This window comes from Kineobactrum salinum, assembly GCF_010669285.1.
Lineage (GTDB): Bacteria > Pseudomonadota > Gammaproteobacteria > Pseudomonadales > Halieaceae > Kineobactrum > Kineobactrum salinum.
Window position 1 is genome coordinate 2,312,650 of the sequence record NZ_CP048711.1, and the last position, 16,937, is coordinate 2,329,586.

Sequence of the window (16,937 nt, forward strand, 5' to 3'; positions counted from 1 at the left end):
CTCCCCGGCCGGACTCTTTGTGGTTCGGCTGTGATAGCATGGGGCCCAAATAAACCAGCTGAAGACCGGAAAACCCCCCTCATGCCGGTAAATTTCAACGAGCGCCTGTCCGGGCGCCCTCTCGACCTGCTGACCCTGCTGCTGGAGCTGGAGTCGGAACAGCGTATCAGCGTCGCGGAACTGGAGCGCTTGCGCAAAATGACCATCGGCAGTGTCCATCCGCTGGTGTTCCTCGCCGAGCAGAAGGTGCCCGACCTGACGCGCCCCGGGCAGAGCCTGGACATGGATGTCCTGCTGGCCTGGCTGGCCGCCAAGGCTGGCCAGGCCGTGTACCAGATAGACCCGCTGAAGATCAATGTCGGTGCGGTGGCCGAGGTCATGTCCCGCGCCTTTGCCCAGCGCCACCGGATCCTGGCGGTGGAGGTCAATCGCGAGGAAGTTGTGATCGCCAGTGCCGAGCCCTACATTCACGCCTGGGAGCGCAACCTCGAACATGTGCTGCGCAAGCGTATCCGCCGGGTGCTGGCCGACCCGCGGGATATCGTCAGGCACACGGCGGAATTCTACAGCATGGCGCGGTCGGTGCGTGGCGCGTACGGCGCCAGCCGCTCCGACAGCGGCGCCCCGGGGGTGGCCAATCTGGAGCAGATGCTGGAACTGGGTTCCAGCCAGGAGCCCGATGCCAACGACCAGCACATCGTCAAGATCGTCGACTGGCTACTACAGTACGCCTTCGAGCAGCGTGCCTCTGACATCCATATCGAACCCCGGCGCGAGGTGGGCAAGGTCCGGTTTCGCATCGACGGCGTGTTGCACAGTGTCTATGAACTGCCGCAGCAGGTCTGCGCGGCGGTGACCAGCCGCATCAAGATCCTGGGCCGCATGGATGTGGCGGAGAAGCGCCGGCCCCAGGACGGCAGGTTGAAGACCCGCTCCCCCAGGGCAGCGAAGTGGAGCTGCGCCTGTCCACCCTGCCCACCGCCTTCGGCGAGAAGCTGGTGATGCGGATCTTCGACCCGGACCTGCTGCAAAAGAGCTTCACTGAGCTGGGACTGGAGGACGAGGATCTGCGGCGCTGGAACCTGATGACGGCGGCCGGGAACGGCATTGTGCTGGTGACGGGCCCCACCGGCTCCGGCAAGACGACCACCCTGTACTCCACCCTGCGCCGGCTGGCGACCCCCGAGGTCAATGTCTGCACCATTGAGGACCCGATCGAAATGGTCGAGGACAGCTTCAACCAGATGCAGGTGAATCACGGCATCAAACTGGACTTTTCCTCCGGTGTGCGGGCCCTGATGCGGCAGGACCCGGATATCATCATGGTGGGGGAGATTCGCGATCTGGAGACCGCTCACATGGCGGTGCAGGCAGCCCTGACCGGGCACCTGGTGTTATCGACCCTGCACACCAATGATTCGCCGGGGTCCATCTCCCGGTTGCAGGAGCTGGGGATGCCCGCCTATCTGATCAAGGCTACGCTGCGCGGCATCATGTCGCAGCGCCTGGTGCGGATTCTCTGCGCTGCCTGCAAGGCACCCGCGCCGGTGGACGCCGATGCCTGGCAGCAATTGGTGCAGCCCTTCGACCTGGCGATGCCCGCCGGCATTTGCCGGCCCGTCGGCTGCAAGGTGTGTCGCGAAACCGGCTACGTCGGCCGCCAGGGTATCTACGAGGTGCTGGTCAACAGCCCCCGTGTTCAGGCCTGCATCAAGCCACAAATGGAGGCCCGGGACATCCGCAAGGCGGCGATGGACGAGGGCATGCAGACCCTGCGCCTGAGCGGAGCCGCCCGCGTGGCCGCGGGGCAAACCACAATAGAGGAGGTGATGCGGGTCGCGCCAGTGCTGGAGACCTGATGTCCGGCCCGCCCCACCCGCAATTGCGATGATAGACACCGACGACCTGCCGCCAGCCCTGGCGGAAGCCGCTGCCACCGCCTGGAGATATATTCTCGACCACCCGGACCAGGCGGCACTCGATGCCCTGCAAAACCAGCTGCACAGGGAACCCGCTGTGTGCCGGCAGTTGCCGCGCCTGTTGGCCTGCAGCCCGTTCATCGCAGGCTTGCTGCGGCGGCAGCCGCAGCTGTTGACCGAGCTGATAGCCAGCGGCCTGTTGCAGCGCTCGCTGGCGGAAACCGAACTGCGCTCGCAGCTGGCCCGGCTGCTGGCCGAACCGCTGGCCGAGTTGGGCCCCACCCTGCGCCGCTTTCGCCAGTATCAGATGCTGCGCATTATCTGGCGTGACTTCAGCCGCCTGGCGGACACGCTGGAGACTGTGCGGGATACCTCCCTGCTGGCGGAGGCCTGTATCGAGCTGGCCCAGAGTCAGCTGCAGACGCAACTGGAGGCGCGTTTCGGGGTGCCCAGAGGGCGCCACAGCGGCGCGGCCCAGCAGCTGATCGTGGTGGCGATGGGCAAGCTCGGCGCGCGGGAACTGAATGTCTCCTCCGATATCGATCTGATATTTGCCTTTCCTGAAGCCGGGGTTACCGACGGCGAACGCAGCATCAGCAACAGCGAGTTCTTCATAAAGCTGGGCCAGGGCCTGATCACCGCGCTGGACCAGGTCACGGTTGAAGGCTTCGTATTCCGTGTGGACATGCGATTGCGGCCCTACGGCGAAAGCGGCGCGTTGGCGCTGAATTTTTCCGCGATCGAGGAGTACTACCAGGACCAGGGCCGGGACTGGGAGCGCTACGCGATGATCAAGGCGCGGCCCATCACCGGGGATCCTGCGCGCGGCGCCGAGTTGACGGCCACCCTGCGGCCCTTTGTATTCCGCCGCTATGTTGATTTTGGTGTAATCGACAGCCTGCGCGGGATGAAGCAGATGATCAATGGCGAGGTCCGGCGCCGCGGTCTGCAGAACGACGTCAAGCTCGGACATGGCGGTATCCGGGAGGTGGAATTCATCGCCCAGTGCTTTCAGCTGATTCGCGGCGGGCGCGACCTGGGCCTGCAGCAGCGGGAGCTGCTGCAGGTGCTGCAAGAATGTGCCGCGCTGGGCTGTCTGCCTGAAGCCACGGTGGCGGAGCTGCGGCGCGCCTACCTGTTCCTGCGCGACAGCGAGCACGCAATTCAGGGCTACGCCGACCAGCAGAGTCAGGCCCTGCCCTCGGAACCCCTGCAACAGGCCGCGTTGGCTGAGGTCATGGGACTGCCCGACTGGGATGGCTACCTCGCCGAACTGGACGGGCACCGGCAGCGGGTAGCGGCGCATTTCCGGGATCTGATTGCCGCCCCGGAGGAACTTGATGACACGCCCCAGGAGTTGGCTCTGTGGGGGGAGGATCTCGACCAGGAGGCGCTGTCCCGGCTCGGTTTCCAGGATCCTGCCGCCAGTCTGGAGCAGTTGCAGGCATTGCAGCAGAGCCCCCGGGTGGCGACCTTGCAGGCCGAGGGGCGTGAGCGCCTGCAGCAATTCATGCCGCGCTTGTTGTCGGGCTGTGCCGAGGCCGGCGATCCCGACCGGACGTTGCGGCGCATTCTGCCGCTGGTGACAGCGGTCCTGCGGCGCAGCGCCTACCTTGCCATGTTGCTGGAGAACCCGCCTGCACTGGGTGAGCTGGTGTTGTTGTGTGACGCGAGTCCCTGGATCGCCGAGCAGTTGGCCAGGCACCCGGTACTGCTGGACGAGCTGCTGGATCGCGCCAGTCTCTACACCGCGCCCGACAAGGCGCTGTTGGCAGCCGAGCTGCGGCAGCAGGTCGCGCGGCTGCCGCCGGGCGATCTGGAAGTGCAGATGGACGCGCTACGCTATTTCAAGGCCTCTCATGTCCTGCGGGTCGCCGCCAGCGAACTGGTGGGACGATTGCCGCTGATGCAGGTCAGCGACAAACTGACCTGGATTGCGGAAGTGATCCTGGAGCAGGTGCTCGCGGTTGCCTGGACCGATCTGACGGGCCGCTTTGGCGAGCCCGAGCGCGACAGCGATGGCTACGGTTTCGCCATCTTTGCTTATGGCAAACTGGGCGGAATCGAGCTCAGTTACAGTTCAGACCTGGACCTGGTGTTTGTCTACGACGCCGCTGCCCAGGGGGTAACCGACGGTGCCCGCAGCATCGATAATGTCAAATTCTATACCCGGCTGGGTCAGCGCGTGATTCATATTCTCGAGTCGCGGATGGCGCTGGGGCTGCTCTACGAAGTTGATATGCGGTTGCGTCCCTCCGGTGCCTCCGGTCTGCTGGTAAGCAGTTTGTCCGGTTTTGCCAGCTACCAGCGCGAGACGGCCTGGACCTGGGAACACCAGGCCCTGGTGCGGGCGCGGCTGGTGGCGGGGGACGTGGCGGTGGGGGCCGGGGTTGACGCGCTGCGGCGGGACATTCTCTGCCGGACCCGAGACGAGGCCGCCCTGGCGGCCGAAGTGGTGGCCATGCGCCGGCGCATGCGTGAACAGTTGTTGCCGGCCAGCGCCCGTGCGGACGCCGAATTCGATCTCAAACAGAGCCCTGGAGGTATCGTTGATATTGAATTTATGGTGCAATATGCCGTCCTCGCGTGGTCCCATCGCGTGCCGGAGCTGACGCGCTGGTCGGACAATATCCGTATTCTCGAGACCCTGGCCCGGGAAGGTTTGTTTGAGCAGCACGAGAGCCAGGCGCTGATCGACGCCTATCTGGCATTCCGGTCTGCCGCCCACCAACTTGCACTGCAACAGCGCCCGGGAACGGTTCCCCCGGGGGAATACAGGGAGTCGCGCGCCGCGGTAAGTGCTCTGTGGCAACGGTTCTTTGCAGCCTATGATGACAGCAACCCGCAAGCGGGTGAAACAGGAGTGGAAAAATAATGACGTTCGCCGATCGTGACGGGCTTATCTGGATGGATGGGCAGATGGTGCCCTGGCGCGAGGCCAAGGTACATGTGCTGACCCACACTCTGCACTACGGCATGGGTGTATTCGAAGGCGTGCGCGCCTACCGGACTCCGGACAGGGGCACCTGTATTTTCAGGCTCAAGGAGCACACCGACCGGCTGTTTCGCTCCGCCCATATCCTGGGCATGGCGATGCCGTTCGACAAGGCCACGCTGAATGAAGCCCAGCGTGCAGTGGTGCGGGAAAACGGGCTTGCCGAGGGCTACCTGCGTCCCATGTGCTTCTTCGGCTCCGAAGGCATGGGGCTGCGGGCCGACAATCTGCAGACCCATGTCATGGTGGCCGCCTGGGAGTGGCCTTCCTATATGGATCCGGAGGCGAGCGAGCGCGGTATCAAGGTGCGTACCTCCTCGTTCACTCGCCATCATGTCAATATCACCATGTGCAAGGCCAAGGCCAACGGCAACTACATCAATTCGATGCTGGCGTTGCGCGAAGCTCTGGACAGCGGGGCGGAAGAGGCCCTGTTGCTGGACAACGAGGGCTATGTGGCCGAGGGCAGCGGCGAGAACGTCTTCATCGTCCGCGACGACAGGATTTACACACCGGACCTGACCTCCTGCCTGGACGGCATTACCCGCAATACCGTATTTGCCCTGGCCGCGGAGCTGGGCTACCAGGTCCACGAAAGACGCATCACTCGCGATGAAGTCTATATTGCGGACGAGGCCTTCTTTACCGGTACTGCGGCCGAGGTCGTCCCGATCCGCATGCTCGACGGACGCCAGGTCGGCAGCGGTGCACGGGGGCCGATCACGACCCGGTTGCAGGCCATGTACTTTGATTCGGTGCGGGGCAACCGGCCCCAGAACCGGGAGTGGTTGACGCCGGTAGCGTGATGCGGGTGCCGCCGGGCGCAAGCGCGGGGATAGATAGCGGTGAATACTATGAAAGAAGCCCTGGCTGGCAGTCCAGCTCATCCCTCGCCGCGTGAAGCGCTGCTGGATAACGGGGTGTTCTACCGGCACTGGCCCGCAGCGGGTGATTTGCAGGGTGTACTGCTGCTGGCCCACGGTCTCGGTGAGCACAGTGGCCGCTATCAACAGTTTGCGGCCTTCTTTGCTGCCAGAGGTTACGCCGTGGTGGCACCGGATCATCCGGGCCACGGGGCCTCGCCCGGTCGGCGCGCTTACGTGTCCAACTTTGAGGATTTCCTGCAGCCCCTGCTGCAGCTGCGCGCAGACATTGCCAGTTGGTATCCCGCCGCGGACTGTTTTTTGGTCGGCCACAGTCTCGGTGGCCTGATTGCCGCGCGGCTGTTGTTGCAGGCCGGAGACTGCTTCGCCGGGGCGGTGTTGTCGGGCGCTGCGCTGGCCGTGGCGCAGCCACCTCCGGTATGGCTGCTGTGGCTGAACCGGTTGCTGTCGCGCGTGTGGCCCACTCTGGGAATGATGCAGCTGGATCCGGGCCAGATCAGCCGCGACCCCGAAGTGGTGGCAGCCTATCGTGCCGATCCTCTGGTCCACCACGGCAAGGTCAGCGCCCGGCTGGTGGCGGAACTGTTTGCGGCCATGCGAATGGTCAGCGACCGCCAGCAGGAGATAACGCTGCCGATGCTGGTGCTGCATGGTGCTGCAGATGTAATGACCGCCCCTGCCGGCTCGGAGTCATTCTGCAGCGGAGCTGGCAACCGGTCCCTGCGGATCTACCCGGGATTGTTCCACGAGATTTTCAATGAGCCCGAGCGCCTCCAGGTGTTGGACGATGTCCACGAGTGGTTGCGGGCGCAAGCGCGGGCTGCTGCAGACTGACCTCAACAGCGATACATCGGCCCGGCGCAGCTGGCGGCAGTAGCGCTGTCGGTGCCCTGCCGTAGCCAAGCTGCCTCCATTGAATATGCCAGTAACAGGGTCCATCGCTGTGGAATATCGGTGGCGGGGCTGGGCATCCCGGTGCACAGGCCTTACCATAATGGCTTGGTCGCGCGGCACTGGGCCGCGGGTAGCGGGAGTTTTGATTTTTGGCCACGACTGTTGTCATTGCCGGTGCCGACGGCCAACTGGGGCGCGAGCTGCAGTGTACCGCGCCCACCGGGGTGCGATGCCTGGGCCTGAATCGAACGCAGCTGGATATCACCGACCCCGCCTCGATACATCGCTGCCTGCAGGAGCTGCAGCCGGCCTGGCTGTTGAACGCCGCCGCCTATACCGCCGTGGATCGCGCTGAACAGGAGGAGGCGCTGGCGCTGCAGGTCAACGCCGAGGGTGCGGCCAACCTGGCTACTGCCTGCGCAGAGCGGGATATTCGTCTGCTGCAGGTATCCACTGACTTTGTCTTTAGCGGCGAATCCGGCCGGCCCTATCAAGTGGATGCGCCACCGGAGCCTCTGGGTGCCTATGGCCGCAGCAAGCTGGCTGGTGAGCAGGCAGTGGTGAGCGCCCTGCCGGAGGTATTGATATTGCGCACGGGGTGGGTGTATTCCCGCTTCGGCAGCAATTTCGTCAAGACCATGCTGCGGTTGATGGGCGAGCGGGATGCATTATCGGTGGTCTGTGACCAGGTGGGTACGCCAACCTGGGGCCGGGGGCTGGCGCAGGCCGCCTGGGCGGCTGTGGCGCGACCACAGTTGCACGGGATCTACCATTGGAGCGATGCGGGCGTCTGCAGCTGGTATGACTTCGCCGTGGCGATTGCCGAGGAGGGCCTTGCCGGCGGGTTGCTGTCCCACGCGGTGACGGTGACGCCGATACCCTCCAGCGACTATCCCACGCCTGCCCGACGGCCAGCATTCAGCGTACTGGACAAGCAGCGCAGCTGGCGCGATCTTGGCTTGCCTCCCCACCATTGGCGCGTTCAGTTGCGGGCAATGCTACAGGACCTGAAGGACAACGGGCATGAATAACTCCCTCTTGATAACCGGGGCAGCCGGTTTTATCGGTGCCAATTTTGTCCACTACTGGTTGCGGCGACATCCGCAGGACACAGTAGTCGCCTATGATGCACTCACTTATGCCGGCAATCGCGCCAGCCTAGCTGCACTGGAGCAGCAGCCGGGCTTCCACTTCGTGCATGCAGATATCCGCGATCACGCCCGGGTAGTGGCGATGCTGCATGAACATGCGGTAGACACGGTGGTGCACTTTGCCGCCGAGAGTCATGTGGACCGCTCCATCGGCGGACCCGATGCATTTATCGAAACCAATGTGCTGGGCACCCACACCCTGTTGAAAGCCGTGCGGGATGTCTGGCTGGGAGGGGGCGCGCCGCTCCCCCACCGCTTTCACCATGTGTCCACCGACGAGGTCTACGGCTCGCTGAACGCGGATGAGCCGGCTTTTCACGAGGCCCGCCAGTACCAGCCGAACTCACCCTACTCCGCCAGCAAGGCCGCATCCGATCACCTGGTGCGCGCCTACCACCATACCTACGGCCTGCAGGTAACCACCAGCAACTGCTCCAACAACTACGGTCCGTTCCACTTTCCCGAGAAACTGATCCCCCTGTGCCTGACCAATATCCTGCGCGGCAAACCCCTGCCGGTGTACGGTGACGGCAGCAATATTCGCGACTGGCTCTATGTCGAGGATCACTGCCGGGGAATCGAACTGGTTCTGGAGCAGGGCGTGGTCGGTGAAACCTACAATATCGGCGGCAACAACGAGTGGACCAACCTGGCCATTGTCGAGTTGCTGTGTGACGAGGTGGACGCCCGCCTGCGTCAGAATCCGGGCTTGCTGCAACGCTTCCCCGATGCGCCTGCGGCCCGCCAGCGTGGTGCCCGGGAGCTGATCCAGTTTGTGGAGGACCGCGCCGGCCACGATTGGCGCTACGCCATTGATGCCGGCAAGATCAGTCGCGAACTGGGCTATACACCCAGCGAAACGTTCGAAACCGGCATCCGCCGTACTGTTGACTGGTACCTCGCAAACGAGGACTGGTGGCGGCCGTTGTTGCCTTGACAGGATAGCCTGGCTACCCGAGTCGGAAGCTGCTGCAGCGTGATCCTGTTCGCAATCTGATGTAGAAACCCGGTTCCATTGCGCAGTAACGATGCCAGATATGGCCACCGGCTCGCGGGCATGGTATTTTTGCCGAAAAAATGTACTTCAGTGAATGAGAATGGTGCTTTCTGGGGACGCTTTTCGGCGGTTAGCGGCAACCTGCTTTCGGGCTCTGTATAGCCAGCGGATGAAGCTCCGCGGTTATTGTCTATATCTGCTATTGCTGCCTGCGAGCATGGCTCACGCCCAGATAGTGGTGCCTGAAGGCGGGATATTGTCGGTGCCCCCCGGTGGTTCGCTGGATTTGTCCTGCAGCGACCTGGTGATTGAGGGCGCGGTGGCAGTGAGTGATGGGCAGCTGACTAGCGGCGGTACGATCGACATCGCCACCACAGGAGAGCTGACCTCCGGGAGCGGAGACATCACTCTGGGCGGTGACTGGTTGAATGCAGGCGCCTTTTCGGCCGGCACTGGCACAGTCTTGCTGATTGACGATTGTGGCGCCCCCACGGCGACCTTTGTCGGCAATACCGTTTTCCACAATCTCACCCTTGTCAGCGCCACGGGCCGCAATTTCATCTTCCCCGCCGGCAGTAATATCACCGTCAATGGCACCCTGACTCTGCAGGGAGCACCGGGTCAACCGATTTCACTCAGTTCCTCTTCCGGCGCTACCGCGATCATCAATCTGGGTCCGGCCGCACAGCTGGTGTCTGCGAACGCCATCGTCCCGCCCACTGTCCAGATAGGTGAGACTGCGGCGGGCACTGTGGCGATTCCCGTGCTGGGCAACCACGCACTGGTGTTGTTGGCGTTGCTGATGCTGGTTGTCGCGGGCGTCCGGTTGCAGTGCTCAAGCTCCATCCCTATCCCTACCCGCCGACATTGCAATGACAGGAGACATTCCGGATGACTTTAGGTATCCCAGGCAGGCGCTCCCAGCTGGCTATCGCGGTCGCTACCGCATTGTTTGGCCACCAGGTCGTGGCCGATGACTTGTCGGCTACCGTACCCAGCGGCGGTGGTTTCGTGGTAAAGAATTCCGACGGCTCGCAGGAGCGGTTGCGGGTGCAGGAGAACGGCCGTGTAATTGTACCTGGCCTGCCCGGTGCAGCAGAGGGCGACACACTATTGTGTTTCGATGGGGCTGGAGAGTTGGGTCCCTGTGCGGCGGGTGTAGCTACGGGTGCCACCGGACCGCAGGGCCCAACCGGGGCCACTGGACCACAGGGGCCAACCGGCGCTCAGGGGCCCACTGGCCCTACCGGGGCCGACAGCACGGTTGCGGGCCCCACCGGTCCGACTGGCCCAGTCGGTGCAACCGGGGTGCAAGGTGAGCAGGGCCCAACCGGAGCGACCGGACCGCAGGGCCCAATCGGGGCCACCGGGCCGACGGGCGCCGACAGCACTGTTGCGGGCCCCACAGGTCCGACTGGTCCTGCCGGTCCGCAGGGTCCTACAGGCGCGACTGGCCCTGAGGGCAGCGGGACAGCTGGCGCCTCCCGTATCTCCCATGGCTGCGTGTCAACCACGGGTTCCGCGCTCACGACAGGCTCCAATGACTGGAGTGCGCAGTGTCTGGGTGGGAACTGTTCGGATGCCGACGCAATGACCATCTACTACCGTGTCGCTTTTGGCAGCGCTTTCGACACCGCTCCGGTAGTTATGGTGACTCCGGTCGAGACCCCAGCCTATACAGATGGCAATGTGTATCCGGCGTCGGCAATCAATGTCGTTTCCAGGACCACGGCGGGATTTGATGTGTACTTCGGTTTCAACAACGCGATCAACACCGCGTCGTATATTCAGTCGTTCTGCTTCACCGCGCTGCAATAGCAAGGATCCTGCGACCTTGGCGGTCGTCTGGGGTGGGTTTGCTGTCGTGGTGACAGCATGAACCGACGGTCATCTGCGGCTACGGTATGTCTGAATATGATTGTTCGCGACGAAGCCGCGGTAATCGAACGCTGTCTCGCATCAGTGCGGCCCTACATAGACTACTGGGTGATTGTCGACACTGGCTCCATTGACGACACTCCAGCACGGATCAGGGCTGCGCTCGCCGACATACCGGGCGAATTGTATCACTGCCGCTGGCGCGACTTTGGCTTCAACCGCAGCGATGCCCTGGAACGTGCCCGCGGCAAGGCCGACTACCTGCTGTTCTTGGACGCGGATGAACAGTTGCTCGTGGATGAAGACGGCACCTGGCCCCCCTCAGCGCAGCGGCCTATTCTCTGGAGGCTCGTTTCAGCGGACTCAGCTATGATCGGGTCAGTCTGGTTTGCGCGACGTTGCCCTGGCGCTGGGTTGGCGTACTGCACGAGTACCTCGACGCCGGCCAGCTGGTAGAGCAACCGCGGCTGCCAGGCTTTCGTATCGAAGTCAGCTCTGATGGGGCTCGTTCGGCAGATCCGCACAAATTTGAAAAGGATGCGGCGCTGCTCAAGGCGGCGCTTGTGGATGAACCTGACAATAACCGCTACCGGTTCTATCTGGCCCAGAGCTATCGGGATGCCGGTCAGCTCAGTCTGGCTCGCGAAAACTACCGGCAGCGCGCACAGCGCGGTGGTTGGGAAGAGGAAGTCTGGTATTCACTGTACCAGGTGGCCTGCCTTACCCAGCTGCTCGAAGACAGCCATGCGGATATCGTGGCGGCCTATTTGCAGGCCTACCAGTACCGACCGGTTCGCGCCGAACCGCTGGCGGCGCTGGCCGCCTACCTGCGCGGCAGGAACGAATGGCATCTGGCCTATTTATTTGCGACAGCAGCAGCACAGCTGCCTGTGCCGCAAGATCGTCTGTTTGTAGAGCTACCGGTCTATCAATGGCGCGCTCTCGACGAGCTGGCCCTGGCTGCTTTCTATTCGTCACGCCAAACGCAGGCGGCGCAGCTTTGGCGAGAGCTGCTGCAAAACCCGCAGCTGCCGAAGAATGATCGTACCCGCATTGAAGCCAATCTAGGGTTTGTAGAAATCGATACAGACTGACACGAATGGTCCTCCGGCCCTCCAGAGCGGGTCTCCGGTTGCATCAATCTCCGAACGCAGAACTTGACGATGGCCCGCATGTGATTAGATATACAACTAAACTCGAAGGCTGATCTGGGCTATTTTAAGCGTGACAGGAGTTCTGGCCCGGTATTTCGCCAGGCAAGGTAGATCAGGGATGATCACGTCATCATGAATCTGTTTCGTCGACAAGCCATACAAGCTGCCGCGGATCGCCTGCACGGCGAAGTCATTTGTATCCCCCGGCTATCCCACGGCCTGCTCTGCGGCTTGCTGCTGCTGTGGCTGGTTCTCGCCGGTGTCTTTCTGACCCAGGCCAGCTATGCCCGCAAGGAAACCGTGCCCGGGTGGCTGGAACCGAAGGAAGGCGTGGTACGCGTTTACGCGCAGCGGGAGGGCAGGGTCGCCCGCTTGCTGGTAAAAGACGGCGAGCGTGTTGCCCGGGACCAGCCGCTGGTGGTGATAAACGGGGACCGGATACTGCAGGACGGGCAGCATCTGGAGGACGTCCTGCTTGAGGAGTACGATCAGCAAAAGCAAGCTCTGCTACGGCGTTTGGCTCGTGCCAACGAGATCACGGCCCGGCAAATACAGGACATCGTCCAGCGCACTCGCAGCGCCAAAACCGAACTGCACTGGCTGGATCGCCAGTTGCAGACCCTCGAGCGTCGCCGCGAACTGGTCGGGCGACGCCTGGCACGGCAGCAGCAGCTGGCCGAGCAGGGCCATGTTCCGCTTTCCGAGCTGGAGCCGCTGCGTGAGCAGGCAATGGCACTGGAGTCCGAATACCAGGCCCTGTCCCGCAGCCGGGCCCAGCAACAGGCCGCCCTTCGCTCGCTGGAGCTGCAGCAGACGCTGCGCACCCAGGAAGCGGCCGACGGCATCGACAACCTGAATTTTTCCCTGAGCGAAGTATCCCAGGAAATCGCCCAGCTGCGGGGCGAACGCGCCTATGTGCTCAATGCGTCCCGGGCCGGGCTGGTGACCAATCTCCAGATACGTGAGGGACAGTGGACTCGCTACAATCTGCCTTTGATGACCCTGGTCCCCGACCAGGTACAGCTCACGGCACAGCTGCTGGTACCGGTTAGTGCCTCGGGTTTTATTGGCCCCGGCCAGCAGCTCAATCTGCGCTTCGATGCCTTCCCCTACCAGAAATTCGGCAGCTACACCGGCGAGGTGCGGGCGGTATCGGACGCGGTACTGCTGCCGGGTGAGATACAGGATCCGTTGGTGGACGTGCGCGAGCCTGCCTACCAGGTCACGGCGACCCTGGACGCCCCCGGAGTGACCGCCTATGGTCGAGCTGTGCCACTAAAATCCGGTATGACCCTGTCCGCGGATATCAGTCTGGAACAGCGCTCCATTCTGCAGTGGCTGCTGGAGCCTCTCTATAGCTTGCGGGGCCGTTTGTAATGGAAGTTGCGTCCCCCGTTTCGGCCCCGCAGGGGTTGCCGGATAATTTCAATACCGCGCGCCGGCTACCGCTGGTACTCCAGGCCGACGCGGCTGAGTGTGGACTCGCGTGTCTGGCAATGGTCGTGAGCTACTACGGTTTCCATACCGATATCGGCCAGCTGCGCCGACGCTTCGCCATCTCCAGCCACGGCGCCAAGCTGAAAACACTGATGAGCATCGCCGGCCGTCTGCAACTCGCTGCGCGAGCACTGCGGGTGGAACTGAATACCGTGCCTCAGCTGCAACTACCCTGCGTTGTGCACTGGGACATGAATCACTTCGTGGTACTCAAGTCGGTCAACACCCGCACACTGGTTATACACGATCCCGCTGTCGGCATGCGACGTTTGAACTGGGAGGAATTCTCACAGCATTTCACCGGCATCGCGCTGGAGCTGACGCCCACTGCTGCATTTGAGCCCGGCAAGGACAGCAGGCGACTGTCCCTGTCCTCCCTCTGGTCGCGGCAGGTGGGACTCTCGCGCACGTTGGTGTTGATGCTGTTTTTGTCGTTGCTGTTGCAGCTGTTTACCGTGGTGACTCCCTTTTACATGCAGACAGTGGTGGACGACGTGATACTGCGCAGCGACACCCACCTGCTGCTGGTGCTGGCCCTCGGTTTTGGCTTGCTGCTGTTGATAGAGACCGGAGTCAGCGCGCTGCGCCAGTTCGTGATCATAGGGTTTGCGAGCCGCCTGAACCTGCAGATGGCGGCCAACCTGTTCCATCACATGATCCGGCTGCCGCTGGTGTTCTTCCAGAAGCGGCATATCGGCGATGTAGTGTCGCGCTTTGGCTCACTGGACAATATCCGTCAACTGCTGAGCACGGGGCTGGTAAGCGCCATCGTCGATGGCTTGATGGCGGTGGTGACCCTGTTGGCCATGTTTGTCTACGATGTATGGCTTACCCTGGTTGTGCTCGTCACGGTTGCGCTCTACCTGGCCCTGCGTCTGGTGCTCTACCGACCGCTGCGATTACTGTCGGAAGAGAGCCTGGTTGCCAACGCCCACAAGGACACCAGTTTTCTGGAATCGGTGCGCGCCATCCAGACGGTCAAGCTGTTCCAGAAAGAGAATGAGCGCCAGAACCAGTGGCAGAACCGTCTCGTGGACAGCATCAACAAGGATATCCGTATCGCCCGCCTCAATATTGGCTACGATACCGCCAATCGCCTGTTGTTCGGCGCCGGTAATATTCTGGTCATATTCTTTGCTGCCCAGGCAGTGATGGGCAGCGTGATTTCGCTGGGTATGTTCTATGCTTTTATGAGTTTCAAACAACGCTTTGTGGGTGCCATGGACGGCCTGATCGACAATATCATCGAGATAAAGTTGTTGGGGCTGCACCTGCAACGCCTTGCAGATATCGCCTTTACCCCGCAGGAAGCCTACCACCAACACCAGGCCGGGCTACCCGAGATATCGCGTCCCGCGGGGCGCATCGAGGTAGACAGGCTCAGTTTTCGCTATGCCGATGATGAGCCGCCGGCGTTCGGGCCCGTTTCCTTTACGGTGGAGGCGGGAGAGATCGTCGCGATTGTCGGCAGCAGCGGCGCCGGCAAGACCACCTTGATCAAATGCCTGATGGGTTTGCTCAGCCCCTCCGAAGGCTCGATCCTGATCGACGGCCAGCCGGTATCACGCGTCCCCAACTACCGCAACCTGGTTGCCGGCGTAATGCAGGACGACCAACTGTTGAGTGGCTCCATCGCCGACAACATCAGCTGCTTCGATCCCCAGGGTGAGCTCGCGCGGGTCGTGGAGTGCGCCCGAATGGCCTGCATTCACGACGAAATCACGGCCATGCCAATGCAGTACAACACCCTCGTGGGCGACCTGGGAACGGGGCTGAGCGGCGGACAGAAACAGCGCATTGCGATAGCGCGGGCGCTTTATAGCGAGCCAGTGATTTTGTTTATGGATGAGGCGAGTAGTCATTTGGATATAGCGATTGAGCAGCAGCTTAACTTCAACCTGAGAAAGCTTTCGATCACAAGAGTTATAGCAGCTCACAGGCCGGAAACCATCCGGCTGGCAGATCGAACGATTAGGCTGGGGAAGCTAGAGTTATAGCTGCTTTCACAAGATTCACACATGTCGTGTGAATCCCATCAGATGATGGGGGGTTTTCAACAGAAGGATATCTGTTATGGATGATAGAATTTTCTCTTTTTCACCAGAAGTTGCGACTGCTCCTGTCGAGCTCACGGAGAGTGATATTGATAACGTTAGTGGCGGCATACTGCCCGCGATTGGTGTGGCAGCAGCTCTCGCTAGTCATATCGGTGTTGGCGGCGTCGCTACCAGTGTTACCACACACCTCTTATCAGGGTTTGGCCTCGGATACGCTGTCTTCGGAGCTGCGTCATATTATGGGGGCGGTGGCGTAAAGACGAAGAAGGACGTAGCTAGCCATTAACCGGTCTAGACTAAACTGCAGCCCCAATCTTCGGCTTGGGGCTTCACCACATTCTCGCTGATTGTCACGGAGTTTGAAGGTCATGACGAAAACAGGAAAAAACATCTGGTACATGTTCTGCATACTAGCGGGTCTGGGCGCGGCGTATATAGGAGGGGCAAGTACGGAGGCTTTAATTTTTGGAGCTTTGATCGGAGCCTTGATTGTCGCTGCTGGCTATGGCTGCATGCTCATTTGTCGACGTTGGCAGTCAAACAAAGACAATTCATAATCTGTGTCTGAATTCCATGCATGAGTATCCAGTGATGGTATCGATATCCGCAATAGTCCTTCTTTATGTCACGTGGAGGGTGTTGCTGAAGTGGTTGTTCCGTCGGAACTTTGTATCGCCTAGAAACCCGCCACCTTTCCATCCCAAGGGCGAGTGGGCGCTATTATTACCTGGTTCACTTGCGGCGGCATTCTTGGAGATGCTATTGAGTGCTTACCATGAGACTGGATCGATCAATATGCCTGTGGCTATAGGTCTGATGCTGGCACTTTTCACGCTATTCATGTGGACCATGGCATTGGAAACACTAGCGCAATCCAAAAAGCAAAATGCCGAGGGCGAACACGGCCCAGAAGAGTAGTACGCCTCGAGAGTCTTGCCTGGTCTTCCCAGACCCTGGCATCCCCGCAAGGTGACTTTGAATGACTGGTCAAGCAGCAGTAGCGCGTCTCTCGCCAGATGGATTTCATCTTGGCCGACAGCCTGGTGCGAGCATCCACGGAGCAGCGTGAGCTGCCGGGTGCCCGCCGCCAGGTCTCTGGTTTGCCAGCGCCGATTGCTTACCAGCTGTCGGGCTGGGATCTCACCGGTGTAAACCTGCCACCGCTATAGTCCCGGATGAGACCGGCGCTGGTATCGGTAGGGGCCGCGGCATATACAGCCCCTCCAGCGAGGCCGGCCCTGCCGCCGCTGATCTGGTCCAACTGTGTGCTGGCAAGCTCGTACGTGCTGCCATTCCTAACCGCTGTCGATAAAGAGTTGTTCATGGTAGTTCCCTCACCGTTATTTGACCATCATCCGATGGTTTCCACACGTCTGTGTGAAACTGTCTGACGGCCGGCTGTTTGAGCCTGCCGTTGCGATTCTGTGCTGTATACGGGTTGAATCCCGCACTCCGACCGACACCACCGTACCTGTAGAGGTTGGTAGCAATGCACCTGTGAGTGTTTTTTC

General features: G+C 61.6%; 16 protein-coding genes. All 16 read left to right on the forward strand.

What is annotated here, in order from left to right; translation table 11 throughout:
- Window positions 1-81 precede the first annotated feature (81 nt).
- The 16 genes from G3T16_RS23360 (at window position 82) to G3T16_RS10075 (ending at window position 16,595) form a co-directional block, all read left to right on the forward strand.
- Window positions 82-1,002, forward strand: a complete 921-nt coding sequence (locus tag G3T16_RS23360) for a GspE/PulE family protein (protein WP_456298664.1) — start codon at window positions 82-84, stop codon at window positions 1,000-1,002.
- The gene (locus tag G3T16_RS23365) at window positions 951-1,859 is read left to right on the forward strand and encodes a GspE/PulE family protein (RefSeq protein WP_456298665.1); all 909 of its coding nucleotides are present in this window, start codon (window positions 951-953) and stop codon (window positions 1,857-1,859) included. Before G3T16_RS23360 ends, G3T16_RS23365 begins: the two co-directional genes overlap by 52 nt.
- A 28-nt stretch (window positions 1,860-1,887) precedes the next feature.
- A complete protein-coding gene (gene glnE, locus G3T16_RS10015) occupies window positions 1,888-4,794 on the forward strand; it encodes a bifunctional [glutamate--ammonia ligase]-adenylyl-L-tyrosine phosphorylase/[glutamate--ammonia-ligase] adenylyltransferase (RefSeq protein ID WP_163495098.1) in 2,907 nt (968 codons plus the stop codon).
- Window positions 4,794-5,720 (forward strand): branched-chain amino acid transaminase, encoded by a 927-nt coding sequence (locus G3T16_RS10020; protein WP_163495099.1) that lies wholly within the window; start codon window positions 4,794-4,796, stop codon window positions 5,718-5,720. The genes glnE and G3T16_RS10020 overlap by 1 nt, the downstream gene beginning before the upstream one ends.
- Window positions 5,721-5,768: 48 nt before the next feature.
- On the forward strand, window positions 5,769-6,632 hold the full coding sequence (locus tag G3T16_RS10025) for an alpha/beta hydrolase (protein WP_163495100.1): 864 nt from the start codon (window positions 5,769-5,771) through the stop codon (window positions 6,630-6,632).
- 209 nt (window positions 6,633-6,841) lie between these two features.
- Window positions 6,842-7,723 (forward strand): dTDP-4-dehydrorhamnose reductase, encoded by an 882-nt coding sequence (gene rfbD, locus G3T16_RS10030; protein WP_163495101.1) that lies wholly within the window; start codon window positions 6,842-6,844, stop codon window positions 7,721-7,723.
- Window positions 7,716-8,780 (forward strand): dTDP-glucose 4,6-dehydratase, encoded by a 1,065-nt coding sequence (rfbB, locus tag G3T16_RS10035; RefSeq protein ID WP_163495102.1) that lies wholly within the window; start codon window positions 7,716-7,718, stop codon window positions 8,778-8,780. Before rfbD ends, rfbB begins: the two co-directional genes overlap by 8 nt.
- Window positions 8,781-9,057: 277 nt before the next feature.
- Complete coding sequence (locus G3T16_RS10040) at window positions 9,058-9,735, forward strand: IPTL-CTERM sorting domain-containing protein (protein WP_163495103.1); 678 nt, start codon at window positions 9,058-9,060, stop codon at window positions 9,733-9,735.
- Window positions 9,736-10,430: 695 nt separating this feature from the next.
- Window positions 10,431-10,658 carry a hypothetical protein gene (locus G3T16_RS10045; RefSeq protein ID WP_163495104.1) on the forward strand — a complete coding sequence of 76 codons (228 nt, stop codon included), beginning with the start codon at window positions 10,431-10,433 and terminating at the stop codon, window positions 10,656-10,658.
- Window positions 10,659-10,754: 96 nt separating this feature from the next.
- Complete coding sequence (locus G3T16_RS21095) at window positions 10,755-11,174, forward strand: glycosyltransferase (protein ID WP_197911988.1); 420 nt, start codon at window positions 10,755-10,757, stop codon at window positions 11,172-11,174.
- The gene (locus G3T16_RS21100) at window positions 11,117-11,812 is read left to right on the forward strand and encodes a tetratricopeptide repeat protein (RefSeq protein WP_197911989.1); all 696 of its coding nucleotides are present in this window, start codon (window positions 11,117-11,119) and stop codon (window positions 11,810-11,812) included. The genes G3T16_RS21095 and G3T16_RS21100 overlap by 58 nt, the downstream gene beginning before the upstream one ends.
- Window positions 11,813-12,004: 192 nt before the next feature.
- Entirely contained in the window at window positions 12,005-13,249 is a 1,245-nt protein-coding gene (locus tag G3T16_RS10055) for an HlyD family secretion protein (protein ID WP_163495105.1), read from the forward strand.
- Complete coding sequence (locus tag G3T16_RS10060) at window positions 13,249-15,366, forward strand: peptidase domain-containing ABC transporter (protein ID WP_163495106.1); 2,118 nt, start codon at window positions 13,249-13,251, stop codon at window positions 15,364-15,366. The genes G3T16_RS10055 and G3T16_RS10060 overlap by 1 nt, the downstream gene beginning before the upstream one ends.
- Before the next feature lie 76 nt (window positions 15,367-15,442).
- The gene (locus tag G3T16_RS10065) at window positions 15,443-15,712 is read left to right on the forward strand and encodes a hypothetical protein (RefSeq protein WP_163495107.1); all 270 of its coding nucleotides are present in this window, start codon (window positions 15,443-15,445) and stop codon (window positions 15,710-15,712) included.
- Window positions 15,713-15,915: 203 nt separating this feature from the next.
- The gene (locus G3T16_RS10070) at window positions 15,916-16,344 is read left to right on the forward strand and encodes a hypothetical protein (protein ID WP_163495108.1); all 429 of its coding nucleotides are present in this window, start codon (window positions 15,916-15,918) and stop codon (window positions 16,342-16,344) included.
- A gap of 98 nt (window positions 16,345-16,442) precedes the next feature.
- Window positions 16,443-16,595 carry a hypothetical protein gene (locus G3T16_RS10075; RefSeq protein ID WP_163495109.1) on the forward strand — a complete coding sequence of 51 codons (153 nt, stop codon included), beginning with the start codon at window positions 16,443-16,445 and terminating at the stop codon, window positions 16,593-16,595.
- The last annotated feature ends 342 nt before the right edge of the window (window positions 16,596-16,937 follow it).

Coding starts and splice junctions, on each gene's coding strand:
- G3T16_RS23360 (WP_456298664.1), top strand. CDS start 82: ATGCCGGTAAATTTCAACGAGCGCCTGTCCGGGCGCCCTCTCGACCTG.
- glnE (WP_163495098.1), top strand. CDS start 1,888: ATGATAGACACCGACGACCTGCCGCCAGCCCTGGCGGAAGCCGCTGCC.
- G3T16_RS10020 (WP_163495099.1), top strand. CDS start 4,794: ATGACGTTCGCCGATCGTGACGGGCTTATCTGGATGGATGGGCAGATG.
- G3T16_RS10025 (WP_163495100.1), top strand. CDS start 5,769: ATGAAAGAAGCCCTGGCTGGCAGTCCAGCTCATCCCTCGCCGCGTGAA.
- rfbB (WP_163495102.1), top strand. CDS start 7,716: ATGAATAACTCCCTCTTGATAACCGGGGCAGCCGGTTTTATCGGTGCC.
- G3T16_RS10040 (WP_163495103.1), top strand. CDS start 9,058: ATGGCTCACGCCCAGATAGTGGTGCCTGAAGGCGGGATATTGTCGGTG.
- G3T16_RS10045 (WP_163495104.1), top strand. CDS start 10,431: ATGACCATCTACTACCGTGTCGCTTTTGGCAGCGCTTTCGACACCGCT.
- G3T16_RS21095 (WP_197911988.1), top strand. CDS start 10,755: ATGATTGTTCGCGACGAAGCCGCGGTAATCGAACGCTGTCTCGCATCA.
- G3T16_RS10055 (WP_163495105.1), top strand. CDS start 12,005: ATGAATCTGTTTCGTCGACAAGCCATACAAGCTGCCGCGGATCGCCTG.
- G3T16_RS10060 (WP_163495106.1), top strand. CDS start 13,249: ATGGAAGTTGCGTCCCCCGTTTCGGCCCCGCAGGGGTTGCCGGATAAT.
- G3T16_RS10065 (WP_163495107.1), top strand. CDS start 15,443: ATGGATGATAGAATTTTCTCTTTTTCACCAGAAGTTGCGACTGCTCCT.
- G3T16_RS10075 (WP_163495109.1), top strand. CDS start 16,443: ATGGATTTCATCTTGGCCGACAGCCTGGTGCGAGCATCCACGGAGCAG.